At 62.5% G+C, this 15,976-nt stretch carries 17 protein-coding genes; 9 read left to right on the top strand and 8 right to left on the bottom strand.

Annotation, left to right across the window (positions count from 1 at the left end; genetic code table 11):
• Positions 1–39 precede the first annotated feature (39 nt).
• Together ACNFIC_RS13355 and ACNFIC_RS13350 are read left to right on the top strand one after the other, a co-directional pair.
• Positions 40–1,224, top strand: a complete 1,185-nt coding sequence (locus ACNFIC_RS13355) for an osmoprotectant NAGGN system M42 family peptidase (RefSeq protein ID WP_416781185.1) — start codon at positions 40–42, stop codon at positions 1,222–1,224.
• A 71-nt stretch (positions 1,225–1,295) separates the two neighbouring features.
• The gene (locus ACNFIC_RS13350; RefSeq protein WP_138219550.1) at positions 1,296–1,523 is read left to right on the top strand and encodes a YheU family protein; all 228 of its coding nucleotides are present in this window, start codon (positions 1,296–1,298) and stop codon (positions 1,521–1,523) included.
• A 51-nt stretch (positions 1,524–1,574) separates the two neighbouring features.
• Here the strand turns inward: ACNFIC_RS13350 and csrA are convergent, their stop codons facing one another.
• Together csrA and ACNFIC_RS13340 are read right to left on the bottom strand one after the other, a co-directional pair.
• Positions 1,575–1,760: a carbon storage regulator CsrA gene (gene csrA, locus ACNFIC_RS13345; RefSeq protein WP_138219551.1), complete on the bottom strand. Its 186-nt coding sequence runs from the start codon at positions 1,758–1,760 to the stop codon at positions 1,575–1,577.
• A 124-nt stretch (positions 1,761–1,884) separates the two neighbouring features.
• Entirely contained in the window at positions 1,885–2,700 is an 816-nt protein-coding gene (locus tag ACNFIC_RS13340; protein WP_138219552.1) for an SDR family oxidoreductase, read from the bottom strand.
• Between the two features lie 240 nt (positions 2,701–2,940).
• On the opposite strand from ACNFIC_RS13340, the gene ACNFIC_RS13335 reads away from it, so the two are divergent.
• Complete coding sequence (locus ACNFIC_RS13335) at positions 2,941–3,093, top strand: DUF3309 family protein (protein WP_023630061.1); 153 nt, start codon at positions 2,941–2,943, stop codon at positions 3,091–3,093.
• 78 nt (positions 3,094–3,171) lie between these two features.
• On the opposite strand, the gene ACNFIC_RS13330 is transcribed toward ACNFIC_RS13335, so the two are convergent.
• The 3 genes from ACNFIC_RS13330 to ACNFIC_RS13320 form a co-directional block, all read right to left on the bottom strand.
• A complete protein-coding gene (locus ACNFIC_RS13330; RefSeq protein WP_416781184.1) occupies positions 3,172–4,836 on the bottom strand; it encodes a cation acetate symporter in 1,665 nt (554 codons plus the stop codon).
• On the bottom strand, positions 4,833–5,144 hold the full coding sequence (locus ACNFIC_RS13325; RefSeq protein WP_138219554.1) for a DUF485 domain-containing protein: 312 nt from the start codon (positions 5,142–5,144) through the stop codon (positions 4,833–4,835). Before ACNFIC_RS13325 ends, ACNFIC_RS13330 begins: the two co-directional genes overlap by 4 nt.
• Positions 5,145–5,347: 203 nt before the next feature.
• Entirely contained in the window at positions 5,348–6,196 is an 849-nt protein-coding gene (locus tag ACNFIC_RS13320) for a glycine betaine ABC transporter substrate-binding protein (RefSeq protein ID WP_138219555.1), read from the bottom strand.
• Positions 6,197–6,407: 211 nt separating this feature from the next.
• On the opposite strand from ACNFIC_RS13320, the gene ACNFIC_RS13315 reads away from it, so the two are divergent.
• Positions 6,408–7,943 carry a beta (1-6) glucans synthase gene (locus tag ACNFIC_RS13315; RefSeq protein WP_416781183.1) on the top strand — a complete coding sequence of 512 codons (1,536 nt, stop codon included), beginning with the start codon at positions 6,408–6,410 and terminating at the stop codon, positions 7,941–7,943.
• Positions 7,944–7,998: 55 nt separating this feature from the next.
• Here ACNFIC_RS13315 and ACNFIC_RS13310 read toward each other — a convergent pair whose 3' ends face one another.
• Positions 7,999–8,367, bottom strand: a complete 369-nt coding sequence (locus tag ACNFIC_RS13310) for a hypothetical protein (RefSeq protein WP_416781182.1) — start codon at positions 8,365–8,367, stop codon at positions 7,999–8,001.
• A 208-nt stretch (positions 8,368–8,575) separates the two neighbouring features.
• Between ACNFIC_RS13310 and ACNFIC_RS13305 the strand changes: the two genes are divergently transcribed.
• Positions 8,576–9,874 (top strand): serine/threonine protein kinase, encoded by a 1,299-nt coding sequence (locus tag ACNFIC_RS13305; RefSeq protein WP_138219558.1) that lies wholly within the window; start codon positions 8,576–8,578, stop codon positions 9,872–9,874.
• Complete coding sequence (locus ACNFIC_RS13300; RefSeq protein ID WP_138219559.1) at positions 9,867–10,682, top strand: VacJ family lipoprotein; 816 nt, start codon at positions 9,867–9,869, stop codon at positions 10,680–10,682. Before ACNFIC_RS13305 ends, ACNFIC_RS13300 begins: the two co-directional genes overlap by 8 nt.
• 931 nt (positions 10,683–11,613) lie before the next feature.
• On the opposite strand, the gene ACNFIC_RS13295 is transcribed toward ACNFIC_RS13300, so the two are convergent.
• Both ACNFIC_RS13295 and ACNFIC_RS13290 read right to left on the bottom strand, forming a co-directional pair.
• Positions 11,614–12,756, bottom strand: a complete 1,143-nt coding sequence (locus tag ACNFIC_RS13295; RefSeq protein WP_138219560.1) for a patatin-like phospholipase family protein — start codon at positions 12,754–12,756, stop codon at positions 11,614–11,616.
• 111 nt (positions 12,757–12,867) lie between these two features.
• A complete protein-coding gene (locus ACNFIC_RS13290) occupies positions 12,868–13,803 on the bottom strand; it encodes a lipid A biosynthesis lauroyl acyltransferase (protein WP_416781181.1) in 936 nt (311 codons plus the stop codon).
• A 100-nt stretch (positions 13,804–13,903) separates the two neighbouring features.
• Here ACNFIC_RS13290 and minC point away from each other — a divergent pair, with 100 nt between their 5' ends.
• The 3 genes from minC to minE all read left to right on the top strand — a co-directional run bounded on the left by minC (position 13,904) and on the right by minE (position 15,827).
• Entirely contained in the window at positions 13,904–14,659 is a 756-nt protein-coding gene (gene minC, locus ACNFIC_RS13285; protein ID WP_138219562.1) for a septum site-determining protein MinC, read from the top strand.
• A 97-nt stretch (positions 14,660–14,756) separates the two neighbouring features.
• Positions 14,757–15,569, top strand: a complete 813-nt coding sequence (gene minD / locus ACNFIC_RS13280) for a septum site-determining protein MinD (RefSeq protein ID WP_050704578.1) — start codon at positions 14,757–14,759, stop codon at positions 15,567–15,569.
• A gap of 3 nt (positions 15,570–15,572) precedes the next feature.
• Positions 15,573–15,827 (top strand): cell division topological specificity factor MinE, encoded by a 255-nt coding sequence (minE, locus tag ACNFIC_RS13275; protein WP_138219563.1) that lies wholly within the window; start codon positions 15,573–15,575, stop codon positions 15,825–15,827.
• The last annotated feature ends 149 nt before the right edge of the window (positions 15,828–15,976 follow it).

Genomic DNA, 15,976 nt, shown 5'->3' with positions numbered 1-15,976 from the left:
ACCCGCGAAGAGGCCGGCTCAGGAACCTAGGAGTACCCCATGTCCGAACGGCACCTGGAACCCGACCTCGACTACCTGAAGAAAACCCTGCTGGAAATGCTCGCCATCCCCAGCCCGACCGGCTTTACCGACACCATCGTGCGGTACGTAGCCGAACGCCTGGACGAACTGGGCATCCCCTACGAAATGACCCGGCGCGGCACCATCCGCGCGACGCTCAAGGGCCGTCAGAACTCGCCCGACCGCGCCGTCTCGGCGCACCTTGACACCATCGGCGCCAGCGTACGCCAGTTGCAGGACAACGGCCGCCTGGCCCTGGCACCGGTAGGCTGCTGGTCGAGCCGCTTCGCCGAAGGCAGCCGAGTAAGCGTGTTCACCGACACCGGTGTTTATCGCGGCAGCGTGCTGCCGCTGATGGCCAGCGGACATGCCTTCAACACCGCCATCGACCAGATGCCGGTGAGCTGGGAGCATATCGAGGTGCGCCTCGACGCCTACTGCACCACACGCGCCGACTGCGAGGCGCTGGGGGTTGCTATCGGCGACTTCGTCGCCTTCGATCCCCTGCCGGAGTTCACCGAGAGCGGCCACATCAGCGCCCGCCACCTGGACGACAAAGCCGGCGTGGCAGCCTTGCTGGCAGCACTCAAGGCCGTGGTGCAAAGCGGCCAGCAGCCGCTGATCGATTGCCACCCGCTGTTCACCATCACCGAGGAAACCGGCTCCGGCGCAGCCGGCGCACTGCCTTGGGATGTCAGCGAATTCGTCGGGATCGACATCGCTCCGGTGGCCCCTGGTCAGGCATCCAGCGAGCACACGGTCAGCGTGGCCATGCAGGACTCCTCCGGGCCCTACGACTACCACTTGTCGCGCCATCTGCTCAAATTGGCCGGTGATCACGACATTGCCGTGCGCCGCGACCTGTTTCGCTACTACTTCAGCGACGCGCACTCTGCGGTGACCGCCGGCCATGATATTCGAACAGCTTTGGTGGCCTTCGGCTGCGATGCCACCCATGGTTACGAGCGTACGCACATTGACAGCCTCGCAGCCTTGAGCCGCCTGCTGGGCGCCTACCTGCTGAGCCCGCCGGTCTTTGCCAGCGACTCGCACCCGGCAACCGCGTCGTTGGAGCGCTTTAGCCACCAGCTGGAGCACGAGACGCAAATGGAGAGCGACACCCGGGTGCCAACGGTGGACAGCGTGGTGGGTAACAAAGGTTGAAGGGTTGCCGGCGCGCCCACGCGGTTGCAAATCGCGTAGCATGCCGGCTTCCGTATCAAGGCCTTGCAACCATGCTGATCCCCTACGACCAACTTGAAGCCCAAACCCTGACCCGCCTGATCGAGGACTTCGTCACCCGCGACGGCACCGACAATGGCGACGACACACCGCTGGAGACCCGCGTGCTGCGGGTGCGTCAGGCGCTGGCCAAGGGACAGGCGTTCATCTTGTTCGATGTGCAGAGCCAGCAGTGCCAGCTGCTGGCCCGGCATGACGTGCCGCGCGAGCTGCTGGAGTAGCACCAGCGCGCGAACGCCGATAGACAGCCGCCCCACCTAGCAAGGCCCCGCTCACCCCTGGGCCTCGGGCTTTTCCTGCTGCTGAATACGTTTGTACACCTCTACACGGTGCACCTGGACCTCACGCGGCGCGCTGATCCCCAGCTTCACCTGGCGGCCGTCCACCGATACCACCTCTATACGGATATGCTCGGAGATGAGGATCACCTCCCCCACTTCGCGTCCGATCACCAGCATGCTCCGACCCTCCAAACACAGGAAAAGCCGGAGCCTGCCCCCTCGCCGTTTGCCAGCACAATGCCTCAGCGCGGAAATAGACCTATCCCACACGATAGGGTAAAAAATCCTACAGCCAAACCCGTTAACCAGTGGACTTACGCGCCTTGGCGCGCATTTTTGCCGCCATGTCAGCCATCTCGTCATACAGCCGTTGCGGCGCCTGGCACTTGAGCTGCCAGGCCTGGCGCCCAGCCTCATGCGGCAGGATCAGGAACTCACCTGCCGCGACCTGGGCATGAATGTAGTCGGCGATGTCGGCGGCGCTGATCGGCGAGCCTTCCAACAACTTGCCGACCTGGGCCTTCATGGCAGGGTTCGGCCCGCGGAACGAATCCAGCAGGTTAGTCTGGAAGAACGACGGGCATACCACGTGCACCGCCACCTCGACCTGGCGCAGTTCCACCAGAAGGCTTTCGGAGAGTGCCAGCACGCCGGCCTTGGCCACGTTGTAGTTGCTCATCCCCGGGCCCTGCATCAAGGCCGCCATCGAGGCAATGTTGATGATCCGCCCGTGACTGCGTTCGAGTAACGGCAGGAACGCCTTGCAACCCTTGACCACGCCCATCAGGTTAACGGCGATCTGCCAGTCCCAGTCCTCCAGCGACAGCTCGGCGAAGAATCCACCGGAGGCGACACCGGCGTTGTTGACGATCACATCGCAGCCGCCGAATTTCTCTTCACAGGCCTGAGCCAGGGCCGTCAGTTGGCTGTAGTCGCGCACATCGCAGCGCTGGATGAAGCCGTCGCCACCCGCCACGCGCACCAGCTCCAGGGTTTCACGCAGCCCCGCTTCGTTGACATCGGCCAAGGCCAGCCGCCAACCATCACGAGCCCAACGCAGGGCGATCTCACGGCCAAGGCCGGAACCGGCCCCAGTGATCATCATTCGATTGTGCATGGTGCAGAGCCCGACTCAGTGAAAGTGAGCTGGAGTCTAGCCAGATCCGGGCGCCGTCAGGGGCGGCATCAGGGTGCTGAATATGCGGGTAATCGCCGCGAGGTTTGCCCCAAGGCGCGGGGTGAGGCTGGGTCATGCCTGCGCAAGCGTGATGGAATCTTTGCCATCGCCCACCGGTCCGAACTTGTAGGCGGCCCACAGTACCGGCCCCTCTACCCTCCACCACGCAAGGACTCCGCCATGACCACGATCCTCATCATCATCCTGATCCTGCTGCTGATCGGTGGCTTACCGGTCTTCCCTCATTCCCGCGCCTGGGGCTATGGCCCGTCCGGTATCATCGGCGTGGTTCTGGTGGTGCTGCTGATCCTGTTGTTGCTCGGACGCATATGACCTGCGCCCGGACGCGTCCGGGCACCTGAACGACGACGCCCCGCATGAGCGGGGCGTCGTCGTTTCACGGCAGAGGTATCAGTGCGACACCGCCCCGCTGGCCCCCAGGCCAGTCTGGGAACGCACGAACTGCGGGAAGAACAGCGCGCGCTCGTCCTCGGCAGCCTTGGACTTGTCGGTGACCGAGAAGAACCAGATACCGGCGAACGCAATGAGCATCGAGAACAGCGCCGGGTACTCGTACGGGTAGATGGCTTTCTCGTGACCGAGGATCTGCACCCAGATGGTTGGGCCGAGGACCATCAGGCCTACCGCGCTGATCAGGCCCATCCAGCCGCCGATCATCGCACCGCGGGTGGTCAGCTTCTTCCAGTACATCGAGAGCAGCAGCACCGGGAAGTTGCAGCTGGCCGCGATGGAGAACGCCAGGCCCACCATGAAGGCGATGTTCTGTTTCTCGAACAGGATGCCCAGGCCAATCGCCAACACGCCCAAGGCGACGGTGGTGATCTTCGACACGCGAATCTCATCCTTGTCGTTGGCCTTGCCCTTGCGCCAGACGCTGGCATACAGGTCATGCGACACCGCCGAGGCACCGGCCAGGGTCAGACCGGCGACCACCGCCAGAATGGTGGCGAACGCCACTGCCGAGATGAAGCCCAGGAACACACTGCCACCGACCGCATCGGCCAGGTGCACCGCTGCCATGTTGTTGCCACCGATCAAGGCGCCGGCAGCGTCCTTGAAGTCCGGGTTGGTGCTGACCAGCAGGATCGCGCCAAAGCCGATGATGAAGGTCAGGATGTAGAAGTAACCGATGAAACCGGTGGCATAGAGCACCGACTTGCGCGCCTCTTTGGCGTCGCTCACGGTGAAGAAGCGCATCAGGATGTGCGGCAGGCCCGCAGTACCGAACATCAGCGCCAGGCCCAGGGAGAACGCCGAGATCGGGTCCTTGACCAGGCCGCCCGGGCTCATGATCGCCTCACCCTTGGCGTGGACCTTGATCGCCTCGGAGAACAGCGTATTGAAGTCGAAGCCCACGTGCTTCATCACCATCAACGCCATGAAGCTCGCACCGGACAGCAGCAGCACCGCCTTGATGATCTGCACCCAGGTGGTCGCCAGCATGCCGCCGAACAGCACGTACAGGCACATCAGGATACCGACCAGAATCACCGCGACGTGGTAGTCCAGGCCGAACAACAGCTGGATCAGCTTACCGGCACCGACCATCTGGGCAATCAGGTAGAAGGCCACCACCACCAGCGAGCCCGAAGCCGACAAGGTGCGGATTTCCTTCTGCCCGAGGCGATACGAGGCCACATCGGCAAAGGTGTACTTGCCCAGGTTACGCAGGCGTTCGGCAATCAGGAACAGGATGATCGGCCAACCGACCAGGAAGCCGATGGAGTAGATCAGGCCATCGTAGCCCGAGGTGAACACCAGTGCGGAAATCCCCAGGAACGAGGCAGCCGACATGTAGTCGCCAGCGATCGCCAGGCCGTTCTGGAAGCCAGTGATCTTGCCGCCGGCGGCGTAGTAGTCAGCGGCCGACTTGTTGCGCTTGGACGCCCAGTAGGTGATACCCAGGGTAAACGCGACGAAGGCCACGAACATGGCGATGGCCGAGACGTTCAGCGGCTGCTTGTGCACTTCGCCGGTCAGCGCATCGGCGGCCCAGACGGCCGGGGCGAAGGCCGCAACGGCCAGTACAGCGAGTTTTTTGGCGTGACCGATCATTGCTTGGCCTCCTCGAGAATGGCCTTGTTCAACTGGTCGAACTCGCCGTTGGCGCGACGCACGTAGATGGCGGTGAGCACGAATGCCGAGAGGATCAGGCCGACGCCCAGGGGAATACCCCAGGTGATCGACGACTCGGGGCTAAGCTTGGCGCCAAGGACTTGCGGGCCATAGGCGATGAGGAGGATGAAGGCGCAGTAGAGGCCGAGCATGATCGCCGAGAGTATCCAGGCGAAGCGCTCGCGCTTGGTGACCAGCTCCTTGAAGCGCGGACTGTTCTGTATCGATTGGTAAATGCTGTCGTTCATTGTTTTTGTCCTAGCAGCACAGATAAGGGAGAACCCGACTCCACTTTATGCTGCCGATGGACGCCAACCAGACGACCTTAGTCTTAGATGCAAGGGTGTTTTACAAATTTCGCAACAACCCTCTACGCACGGCGGGGCAAACCCGCTCCGACCTTCAAGGTCGGAGCGGGTTTGCCCCGCGCAAGCGAAGTACCTGGCAATCCTTACTTGCCGGTCCACTCCTTGACTCGATCCGGGTGTTTGGCAACCCAATCCTTGGCCGCGGCTTCAGGCTTGGCGCCCTCCTGGATAGCCAGCATTACCTCGCCGATCTCGTCCTTGGACTGCCAGCTGAACTTCTTGAGGAACTCGGCCACTTCCGGGGCCTTGGTCGCCAGTTCCTTGCTGCCGATGCTATTGACCGTCTCGGCAGCGCCATACACACCTTTCGGGTCTTCGAGGAACTTCAACTTCCACTTGGCGAACATCCAATGCGGCACCCAACCGGTCACCGCGATCGATTGCTGCTTGGCGTAGGAGCGCCCGAGTTCGGCGGTCATCGCGGCGCCGGAACTTGCAGTGAGCTTGTAACCGGTGAGGTCGTAGTCCTTGATGGCCTGCTCGGTCTTGAGCATGACCCCGGAGCCTGCATCAATGCCGACGATCTTCTGCTTGAAGCTCTGATCGGTCTTAAGGTCTGCGATGCTGTTGGCCTTGACGTACTCAGGGACAATCAGGCCGATCTTGGCATCCTTGAAGTTCGGACCATAATCGACCACGTTGTCCTTGTTCTTGGCCCAGTACTCTCCGTGGGTCACCGGCAGCCAAGCCGAGAGCATGGCATCCAGTTTGCCGGTGGCTACGCCCTGCCACATAATGCCGGTGGCAACGGCCTGCAATTTCACGTCGTAGCCGAGCTTCTGCTTGATCACTTCGGCGGCCACGTTGGTGGTCGCCACACTGTCGGACCAGCCATCCACGTAACCGATGCTCACCTCTTTGGCCATTGCCTGTGCAGTGCTCATGGCCAATACCAGGGCGGTACCCACCCCCAGGAAACGTCGCATACTCATCAAAGCATCCCCTCGTCAGGTCTTGGAGATTGCATCATCGACCTGAGGCCCAGTGCGACCTGATCTGTCAGCGACCTTTAGCCAACAGTCCGCGACAGCACTGTGCCATTAGCGCCATGGCGCTCGGGACGCCTGCGCGATCCTTGCATGCCAAAGGCTTGGCGCCGGGCTACTATCACTGGCTTTCGCGTATCAGACGATGGACCGACCGATGTTCCGCACTTCCTACCTGCTTGCCTGCCTGCTCGCCCTCAGCGGCCTTGGCGCCTTGTGGTACGGCCTGGGCAAGCCCGTGCAACTGCCCGATGCCGCCAGCCCGACGCATAAGTTGCAGTGCGCCTCCTACACCCCGTTCGACAAAGACCAGTCGCCGTTCGATCAACCGTTCCAACTGCGTCCGGCACGCATGGATGCCGACCTGGCGCTGCTGGCCGAGCGTTTCCAGTGCATTCGTACCTATTCGCAGACCGGCCTCGAGGCCATCCCGGCACTGGCGCGCAAGCATGGCCTGAAGGTGATGCTCGGCGCCTGGGTCAACGCCAATCCTGTCGACACCGACAAAGAGATCGGCCTGCTGATCGCTGCGGCCAACGCCAACCCGGATGTAGTCAGTGCCGTGATCGTCGGCAACGAGACGCTGCTGCGCAAGGAGGTCACCGCTGAGCGCCTGGCCCAACTGATCGGCAAGGTGAAAAGCCAGGTCACGGTTCCGGTGACCTACGCCGATGTCTGGGAGTTCTGGCTACAACATCCACAGATCGCGCCCGCGGTGGATTTTCTCACCATCCACCTGTTGCCCTACTGGGAGGACGATCCGCGCGGCATCGACGCGGCCTTGGCGCATGTGGCCGAGGTACGCCAGGTGTTTGGCCAGCGCTTCGCGCCCAAGGACATCCTGATCGGGGAAACCGGCTGGCCCAGCGAGGGCCGCCAACGTGAAACGGCAGTGCCCAGCCGGGTCAACGAAGCACGCTTCATTCGCGGCTTCGTCGCCCTGGCCGAGGCCAATGGCTGGCACTACAACTTGATCGAGGCCTTCGACCAACCCTGGAAACGCGCCAGCGAAGGCGCGGTGGGCGGTTACTGGGGGCTGTACGACGCCGATCGGCAGGACAAAGGCGTGCTCGAAGGGCCGGTGAGCAACCTGGCGCTGTGGCCACAGTGGCTGCTGGCCTCGATGAGCCTGTGGCTGGCTACCTTGGCGCTGGCCGGACGCCCGGCCAACGCCCGCGCCGCACTGCTGTTGCCGCTGCTGGCCGCGTTGGGTACCGCCAGCCTGGGGCTGTGGGGCGAGCTGATGCGCACCCACGCACGATTTGCCGCAGAGTGGCTGTGGGCGTTAGTGCTAGCTGGGCTCAACCTGCTGGTGCTGGCCCATGCCAGCTTGGCCCTGGCCCGACGCGACGGCTGGCGCCAGCGGTTGTTCGCCTGGCTCGAAGCGCATGCCGGCAAATGGCTGCTGGCGGCCGGCTTCGCTGGGGCGGTGAGCATGCTGGCGATGGTCTTCGACCCGCGCTATCGCAGCTTCCCCAGCGCCGCACTGCTGCTACCAGCGGTGGTATATCTGCTGCGCCCGGTCAAGGCGGCGCGGGCGGAGGAGGCGTTGCTCGCCCTGATCGTCGGCGCCGGGGTAATGCCGCAGCTTTACCACGAGGGGCTGGCGAACCGGCAGGCCTGGGGCTGGGCGCTGGTCAGCGTGCTGATGGTCGGGGCGTTGTGGCGTAGCGTGCGAGTGCGTAAGGCCTGAGCGCGCGGCCCTGCTGGGGGGCGGGCCGGCCGCAAAGGGGCGTACAGCGCCCCTGTTAGCCATTGCGCGATGAGCGCACCAACCGCAACCCTGCCAGCACCACCGCGAACACGGCAATGCTCGCGGTGTACAGCACCAGCGCCGGCACCCCGAACAGCAGCGCCAGCAGCGCCAAACCCGCGCCGCTACGCCCTGAAACCCAGTGGGCCAGCAGCGCAAGCCCCAACGCGCACCAGGCGAGCACTTGATGATGAATCGCCAATCCCAGGAGCGCACGCGCCTGGCATTGCCAGTATTCTCCGGGCACCGCGCACAGGCCGACCCAGCGGGCATCTTCCATCAATCCATAGCGCACGCCATAACTGGCGGCCAGCCAGGCGCCCAGCACCGCCAGCACCACGGTGACCTGCAGCGAACGAGGCATCCAGTTCTCCTATAGCGGTCATCGAAACGCAGCATGATGGCCCACACACAAAGGTAAGGCAAAATCATGGCCAGACAGCTATGTTGCTGAGATTACCGAGTGCGGCAAAATCTGGTGCGACGAACGACATTACCCCGGCAACTTTGCCGGGCGCGCCGTGGTCCTAGCCTGCGTACCGCATCACCTTGCGTTTTCCTTGGGGGAATCAATGTTCAGACCTTTGCGCCTCGTCGCCTTGCTTGGCGGCCTGCTCATGGCGGTGGCCGCTTCAGCGCGGGATATCGACGCCGCGAGCTACGGCTATCCGTTGACCAACCCGTTCGAGGCGACCATCGCCACGACCCCGCCGGACCAGCGCCCGACGCTGCCCAGCGACGAGGACATCGACCAGGACGACTACAGCCTGAACCTGCGCCCGGAGCGCGAGTTCACACTGCCGGACAACTTCTGGTCAGTGAAGAAATTGCGCTATCGGCTGGCCAAGCAGGATCACGCAGCGCCGCTGATCTTTCTGATTGCCGGCACCGGGGCGCCCTACTCCAGTTCGATCAACGAATACCTGAAGAAGCTTTTCTACCAGGCCGGTTATCACGTGGTACAGCTGTCCTCTCCGACCAGCTGGGACTTCATGAGCGCAGCCTCGCGCTTCGCGACCCCTGGGGTGTCGGTGGAGGATGCCAAGGACCTGTACCGGGTCATGCAGGCGGTTCGCGCCCAACACCCGCGCCTGCCGGTCAGTGAGTACTACTTGGCCGGCTACAGCCTGGGGGCGTTGGATGCCGCATTCGTCAGCCACCTGGACGAAACCCGCCGCAGTTTCAATTTCAAGCGTGTGCTGTTGCTCAACCCACCGGTGAACCTGTACACCTCGATAAGCAACCTGGACAAGATGGTGCAGACCCGGGTCAAGGGCATCGACAAAAGCACCACGTTCTACGAGCTGATGCTGGAAAAGCTTACCCGCTACTTCCAGGACAAGGGCTACATCGACCTCAACGAGGCGCTGCTGTACGACTTCCAGAATTCCCGCGAGCACCTGTCCAACGAGCAGATGGCCATGCTGATAGGCACCTCGTTCCGCTTCTCGGCGGCCGACATCGCCTTCACCTCGGACCTGATCAACCGCCGCGGCCTGATCATTCCGCCGAAAATGCCGATCACTGAGGGCAGCAGCCTTACGCCATTCTTCAAGCGTGCCCTGCAGTGCGACTTCGACTGCTACCTCACCGAACAAGTCATCCCCATGTGGCGCGCGCGTACCGATGGCAACAGCTTGTTGCAGTTGGTGGATCAGGTGAGCCTTTACGCGCTGGAAGACTACCTGCGCGATAGTCCGAAGATCGCCGTGATGCACAACGCCGACGACGTGATCCTTGGCCCTGGCGACATCGGTTTCCTGCGTCGGGTGTTCGGCGACCGGCTGACCCTCTACCCCCATGGTGGCCATTGCGGCAACCTCAACTACCGCGTCAACAGCGACGCCATGCTGGAGTTCTTCCGTGGTTAATCGTCTGCTGCTCGTCACTGCCCTGCTCGCCTGTGGCCCTGCCTTGGCCGAGGAAGTCGCCCCCCGCGCCAGCGTGGTCGAGAGCGACGCGATTGGCACCTTGTCGGCGGAGCCCGATGGCTTCCTCGATCCGCTGCGGCAGTTGAAATTCAACCCCGGACTGGACCAGCGCGAGTTCGAGCGCTCGACCCTGGGGGCGCTGAACATCTACGACCCGCTGGAGTCGATGAACCGGCGTATCTACCACTTCAACTACCGCTTCGATGAGTGGGTGTTCCTGCCGGTGGTCAATGGTTACCGTTACATCACCCCAGGCTTCGTGCGTACCGGGGTGACCAACTTCTTCAATAACCTGGGCGATGTGCCGAACTTGTTCAACAGCGTGTTGCAACTCAAGGCCAAGCGGTCGGCCGAGATCACTGCACGGTTGATGTTCAATACCATCATCGGCGTGGGCGGGCTGTGGGACCCGGCAACCAAGATGGGGCTGGCGCGCCAGAGCGAGGACTTTGGGCAGACCTTGGGTTACTACGGGGTGCCGGAGGGACCTTACATCATGCTGCCGATCCTGGGGCCTTCGAACCTGCGCGATACCACCGGGTTGGTGGTGGACTACGCGGGAGAGCAGGCGGTCAACTATCTGGATATGGCCGATACGGCGAACGATCACCCGGAAATTACCGTGCTCAAGGCGGTGGACAAGCGCTATACGACCAACTTCCGGTATGGGCAGACCAACTCGCCGTTTGAGTATGAGAAGGTGCGGTATGTGTATACGCAGGCGCGCAAGTTGCAGATAGCGGAGTGAGGGTTTGGGTTGTGGGGTTGGTTGTGGGTTTGTATTGAAAGATGTAGGCGCATGCTTTGGCTTGGGGGACTTCGAGTCACCTTTCCGCCCTTACGGCGGGTCCCTTTTTGAAGCATCAAAAAGGAACCAAAAAATGCTCGCTCCATCATCCGGCCCCTGCGCTGCGCGCAGGGGTTCCCTCGCTCCGGCGCCTTTCGGGCCCGCGCGGCCTACGACTTGCTACGCAAGTCTACATCTCGCGCCTTCGGCTGCGCCGAAGGGTGCTGCGCACCTGGCCCTACAGACGCCTACACTCGGCCTCCTGAAGTCGCAATTGGCGGCGCCTGGGCTATTGCGCGCTTAGAAGCGAGAGCAAGAGCAAGAGCAAGAGCAAGAGCAAGAGCAAGAGCAGCAAAATTATTTGTTTGAATTGATTAGGGCGTTGTTTGCACTTACGTATTCGCGGGCAAGCCCGCTCCCACAGTGCAATGCTTGAAGCTTGAAGCTTGAAGACTATGGAACCTTTGTGGGAGCGGGCTTGCCCGCGAATACCATCCAGAGTTCCCACACTTGCAACTAGCGGTTAGCTGCGCAAGTACAGGCGCCACCCCTAACTTCGCGACTTCAGTAGGCCGAGCGGAGGTGATTGGAGGGCCCAAGGTGCGCAGCACCCTTCGGCGCAGCCGAAGGCGCGAGATGTAGACTTGCGTAGCAAGTCGGAGGCCGCGCGGGCCCGCAAGTCACCGTAGCGAGGGAACCCCGGAGCGAAGCGCAGGGGCCGAATGAATGGAGCGCCACGGCTTTGGTTACTTTGGCCACGACCAAAGTAACCCGCCGTAAGGGCGGAAAGGTGACTCAACGTCAACCAAGCTAATGAATGCGCATACACCTATCAAAACAAACCCAAAACCAAATCCAAATCCAAATCCAAAATCGAAACTCAACCCCAAACTCAGATCCCAAGAAACTGACACAACTCCCGCTTCTTGGCCAACGCATCACGCCGCCCCAACTCAATCAACTCACAGCAATAACTCGCCTCAAACAGCAAGTAACTCAGAACTCCCGCCCCACTGGTCTTGGTAGCACCCGGCCCACGCAAGAACACCCGTAGCGCAGCCGGCAACTCACGCCGATGCCGCGCCGCAATCTCATCCAGCGGCTGACTAGGCGCCACGACCAAAACCTCGATCGGCGCCAAACCCAACCGCCGCGTGTCCAAATGCGCAGGCAGCAGATGGCTCAGGTGATTAAGCCGCTGCAACAGCTCAATGTCATCCTCAAGGCTATCGATGAACGTGCTGTTGAGCATGTGCCCGCCGATCTGCGCCAGGCTCGGCTGCCGCCCGCTGAACAGCCGCTGCGTGGGCAACGGCGGCGAAGGACGCTGCGGGTTGCCACTGACCCCCACCACTAGTACACGGCTCGCCCCAAGGTGCAACGCCGGGCTGATCGGCGCCGACTGGCGCACCGCGCCGTCACCGAAATACTCCTCGCCCAGCCGCACCGGCGCGAACAACAAGGGAATCGCAGAACTCGCCAGCAAATGCTCGACCGTCAACGCAGTGGGTACGCCAACGCGACGATGGCGCAGCCAGGGCTCAATACTGTCGCGCCCCTGATAGAACGTCACCGCCTGGCCAGACTCGTAGCCGAAGGCGGTCACGGCAATGGCTTGCAGCTGGTTCGCCGCCAGCGAGTGAGCAATACCATCAAGGTTCAGGTGCTCGTGCAACAGGCCGCGCAGCGGGCGACTGTCGAGCAACGCCACTGGCACCTGGCCCCCGAGGCCGAGCAAGCTATGCCCGACGAAGCGCGACGCCTGCCGGATGACCCCAGGCCAATCACTGCGCAGTACCAGATGGCTGCGAAAGTTCTGCCAGAACGCCGTCAGGTGCTGCACCGACTCGCTGAAACGCGTGGCACCACTGGCAAGCTTGACGGCGTTGATGGCGCCTGCCGAGGTGCCCACGATCACCGGAAAGGGATTCGGCGCGCCTGGGGGCAGCAGCTCAGCGATACCGGCAAGCACGCCAACCTGATAGGCGGCGCGGGCACCGCCGCCAGAGAGGATCAGGCCGGTGGTTGGGGTCATGCTTCCTTCCTGGATCATGGTTGACAGGTCCGGCCTCTTCGCGGGTAAACCCACTTTCACAGGTACAGCATCAGGCTCACCCGCGAACAGGTGGGCCGTGCCATCGAAACCTCAGCGTTTTTTCTTGTCGTACAGCCGTGGCTCACCCTCAGGCCGCGATTTGAACCGCCGGTGCGCCCACAAATACTGCTCAGGACACTCACGCAACACACCCTCGACCCACTGATTGATGCGCAGGCAATCGGCTTCTTCGGTCTCGCCGGGGAAGCCCTCGAGCGGCGGATGCACCACCAGACGGTACCCGCTGCCATCTTCAAGGCGTTTCTGGGTGAACGGGATGACCCGCGCCTTGCCTAGTCGGGCGAACTTGCTGGTAGCGGTGACCGTGGCCGCCGGGATACCGAACAGCGGCACGAAAATACTCTGCTTGGTGCCGTAGTCTTGGTCTGGCGCGTACCAGATCGCGCGGCCCTTGCGCAGCAACTTGAGCATGCCCCGCACATCGTCGCGCTCCACCGCCAACGAATCGAGATTGTGACGCTCGCGGCCACGGCGCTGGATGAAGTCGAACACCGGATTGCCATGCTCGCGGTACATGCCGTCGATGGTGTGGGCCTGCCCCAACAGCGCCGCGCCGATCTCCAGGGTGGTGAAGTGCACGGCCATCAGGATGGCGCCTTCGCCATCGCGCTGTGCGGCCTGCAGGTGCTCAAGACCTTCGATGTGCGCCAGACGCGCCAACCGGGCCTTTGGCCACCACCAGCTCATGGCCATCTCGAAGAAGGCGATGCCGGTGGAGGCGAAATTTTCCTTGAGCAGACGTTGCCGCTCGTCGCCCGACAGATGCGCAAAACACAGCTCCAGGTTGCGCGCAGCAATACGCCGGCGCTCGCCCGCCAGGCGGTACATCACCGCGCCCAGGCCGCGCCCCAGCACCAGCAGCACGCGGTAGGGCAGTTGAGCCACCAGCCACAGCAGGCCCAGGCCGAGCCACAAGGCCCAGAATCGTGGGTGGAGGTACAGGGTACGAAAACGCGGGCGTTCCATTGAAGCTTCCGGCAAGACAAGGGCCGGGCATTCTACATCGGTTGCGGGCAATCGGTCTTATCGCTATAAGTCAGGGCACTTTTTTCGCAACAAGCCGTCTATGCAGACCATGAGCCTCAACCAGACACCCGACATCGCCCCCGTGTTCCAGCTCAAGGGCAGCATGCTTGCCATCACCGTGCTGGAACTCGCGCGTAACGACCTCGAATCCCTCGACCGCCAACTGGCGGCCAAGGTAATCCAGGCGCCGAATTTCTTCAGCAATACGCCGCTGGTGCTGGCGCTGGACAAGCTACCCGCCGACGAGGGCGCCATCGACCTGCCCGGGCTGATGCGCATCTGCCGCCATCACGGCCTGCGGACCTTGGCGATCCGCGCCAGCCGCATCGAGGATATCGCCGCCGCGATTGCCATCGACCTGCCGGTACTGCCGCCCTCAGGGGCCCGCGAGCGGCCGCTCGAACCGGAACCGCAGGCGAAGAAACCCGAACCCACCCCACCACCGCCACCCGCCGAGCCCGAAGTGCGCCCGACGCGCATCATCACCTCGCCGGTGCGCGGTGGCCAACAGATCTACGCCCAGGGCGGCGACCTGGTGGTGACAGGCTCGGTGAGCCCCGGTGCGGAACTTCTGGCCGACGGCAACATCCATGTGTACGGCGCCATGCGCGGTCGCGCCCTGGCCGGCATCAAGGGTAATACCCGAGCACGTATCTTCTGCCAGCAGATGACTGCGGAAATGGTCTCGATCGCCGGTCAGTACAAGGTCTGCGAAGACCTGCGCCGCGACCCGCTGTGGGGCACTGGCGTACAGGTCAGCCTGTCTGGCGATGTGTTGAACATCACCCGTCTTTAACGGATACTTGCCGGCATTTTTAGCGCAACTTTTTTCCTGTTGCCGTTTTTTGTATTTGCAGGGACGTCTGTCCCGACTTATTTAGGGGTGAAACACCTTGGCCAAGATTCTCGTGGTTACTTCCGGCAAGGGGGGTGTGGGCAAGACCACCACCAGCGCCGCTATCGGTACCGGGCTCGCACTGCGCGGCTATAAGACCGTCATCGTCGACTTCGACGTCGGCCTGCGTAACCTCGACCTGATCATGGGCTGCGAACGCCGCGTGGTGTACGACTTCGTCAACGTGGTCAACGGCGAGGCCAACCTGCAACAGGCCCTGATCAAGGACAAGCGCCTAGAGAACCTGTTCGTGCTGGCTGCCAGCCAGACCCGCGACAAGGACGCCCTCACCCAGGAAGGCGTCGAGAAAGTCCTGATGGAACTCAAGGAGCAGTTCGACTACGTCATCTGCGACTCGCCGGCCGGTATCGAAAAAGGCGCGCACCTGGCGATGTATTTCGCTGACGAAGCCATCGTCGTGACCAACCCGGAAGTGTCCTCGGTACGTGACTCGGACCGCATGCTGGGCATTCTGTCGAGCAAGTCGCGCCGCTCCGAAAACGGCGAGGAGCCGATCAAGGAACACCTGCTGATCACCCGTTACCACCCCGAGCGCGTCGAAAAGGGCGAAATGCTCAGCATCGCCGACGTCGAAGAAATCCTGGCGATCAAGCTCAAGGGTGTGATCCCAGAATCGCAAGCCGTACTGAAGGCCTCCAACCAGGGCATCCCGGTCATCCTTGACGACCAGAGTGATGCCGGCCAGGCGTACAGTGATACCGTCGACCGTTTGCTGGGCAAAGAAAAGCCCCTGCGGTTCATCGATGTGCAGAAGCAAGGATTCTTCGCGCGTCTGTTTGGAGGCAAGTAAACCATGAACCTTTTTGACTTCTTTCGTGGCAGGCAGAAACAGACCAGCGCGTCGGTAGCGAAAGAGCGTCTACAGATCATCGTGGCGCACGAGCGCGGCCAGCGCAGCACCCCGGACTACCTGCCCGCCTTGCAGAAGGAACTGGTCGAGGTGATCCGCAAATACGTCATCATCGGCGACGACGATGTGCAGGTGGCGCTGGAAAACCAGGGCAGCTGCTCGATCCTGGAGCTGAACATTACCTTGCCTGAGCGCTGATTCCAGCGTCTGCCGGCCGACTCTGGGGCTGCTGCGCGGCCCTTTCGCGGCACCAAGCCCCCCCCACCAGCCCCCAACAAAGTCGGTGTGGGGGGGCGGGTGGGGCCCCAAGGGCGCGGCGGGGGGCCCCGGGGCGGGCAAACGACACC

The organism is Pseudomonas sp. NY15463 (assembly GCF_048068415.1).
GTDB classification, from domain to species: domain Bacteria; phylum Pseudomonadota; class Gammaproteobacteria; order Pseudomonadales; family Pseudomonadaceae; genus Aquipseudomonas; species Aquipseudomonas mosselii_C.
This window is presented reverse-complemented; position numbering and strand designations above follow the sequence as displayed.

Coding starts and splice junctions, on each gene's coding strand:
- ACNFIC_RS13355 (WP_416781185.1), top strand. CDS start 40: ATGTCCGAACGGCACCTGGAACCCGACCTCGACTACCTGAAGAAAACC.
- ACNFIC_RS13350 (WP_138219550.1), top strand. CDS start 1,296: ATGCTGATCCCCTACGACCAACTTGAAGCCCAAACCCTGACCCGCCTG.
- csrA (WP_138219551.1), bottom strand. CDS start 1,760: ATGCTGGTGATCGGACGCGAAGTGGGGGAGGTGATCCTCATCTCCGAG.
- ACNFIC_RS13340 (WP_138219552.1), bottom strand. CDS start 2,700: ATGCACAATCGAATGATGATCACTGGGGCCGGTTCCGGCCTTGGCCGT.
- ACNFIC_RS13335 (WP_023630061.1), top strand. CDS start 2,941: ATGACCACGATCCTCATCATCATCCTGATCCTGCTGCTGATCGGTGGC.
- ACNFIC_RS13330 (WP_416781184.1), bottom strand. CDS start 4,836: ATGATCGGTCACGCCAAAAAACTCGCTGTACTGGCCGTTGCGGCCTTC.
- ACNFIC_RS13325 (WP_138219554.1), bottom strand. CDS start 5,144: ATGAACGACAGCATTTACCAATCGATACAGAACAGTCCGCGCTTCAAG.
- ACNFIC_RS13320 (WP_138219555.1), bottom strand. CDS start 6,196: ATGAGTATGCGACGTTTCCTGGGGGTGGGTACCGCCCTGGTATTGGCC.
- ACNFIC_RS13315 (WP_416781183.1), top strand. CDS start 6,408: ATGTTCCGCACTTCCTACCTGCTTGCCTGCCTGCTCGCCCTCAGCGGC.
- ACNFIC_RS13310 (WP_416781182.1), bottom strand. CDS start 8,367: ATGCCTCGTTCGCTGCAGGTCACCGTGGTGCTGGCGGTGCTGGGCGCC.
- ACNFIC_RS13305 (WP_138219558.1), top strand. CDS start 8,576: ATGTTCAGACCTTTGCGCCTCGTCGCCTTGCTTGGCGGCCTGCTCATG.
- ACNFIC_RS13295 (WP_138219560.1), bottom strand. CDS start 12,756: ATGACCCCAACCACCGGCCTGATCCTCTCTGGCGGCGGTGCCCGCGCC.
- ACNFIC_RS13290 (WP_416781181.1), bottom strand. CDS start 13,803: ATGGAACGCCCGCGTTTTCGTACCCTGTACCTCCACCCACGATTCTGG.
- minC (WP_138219562.1), top strand. CDS start 13,904: ATGCAGACCATGAGCCTCAACCAGACACCCGACATCGCCCCCGTGTTC.
- minE (WP_138219563.1), top strand. CDS start 15,573: ATGAACCTTTTTGACTTCTTTCGTGGCAGGCAGAAACAGACCAGCGCG.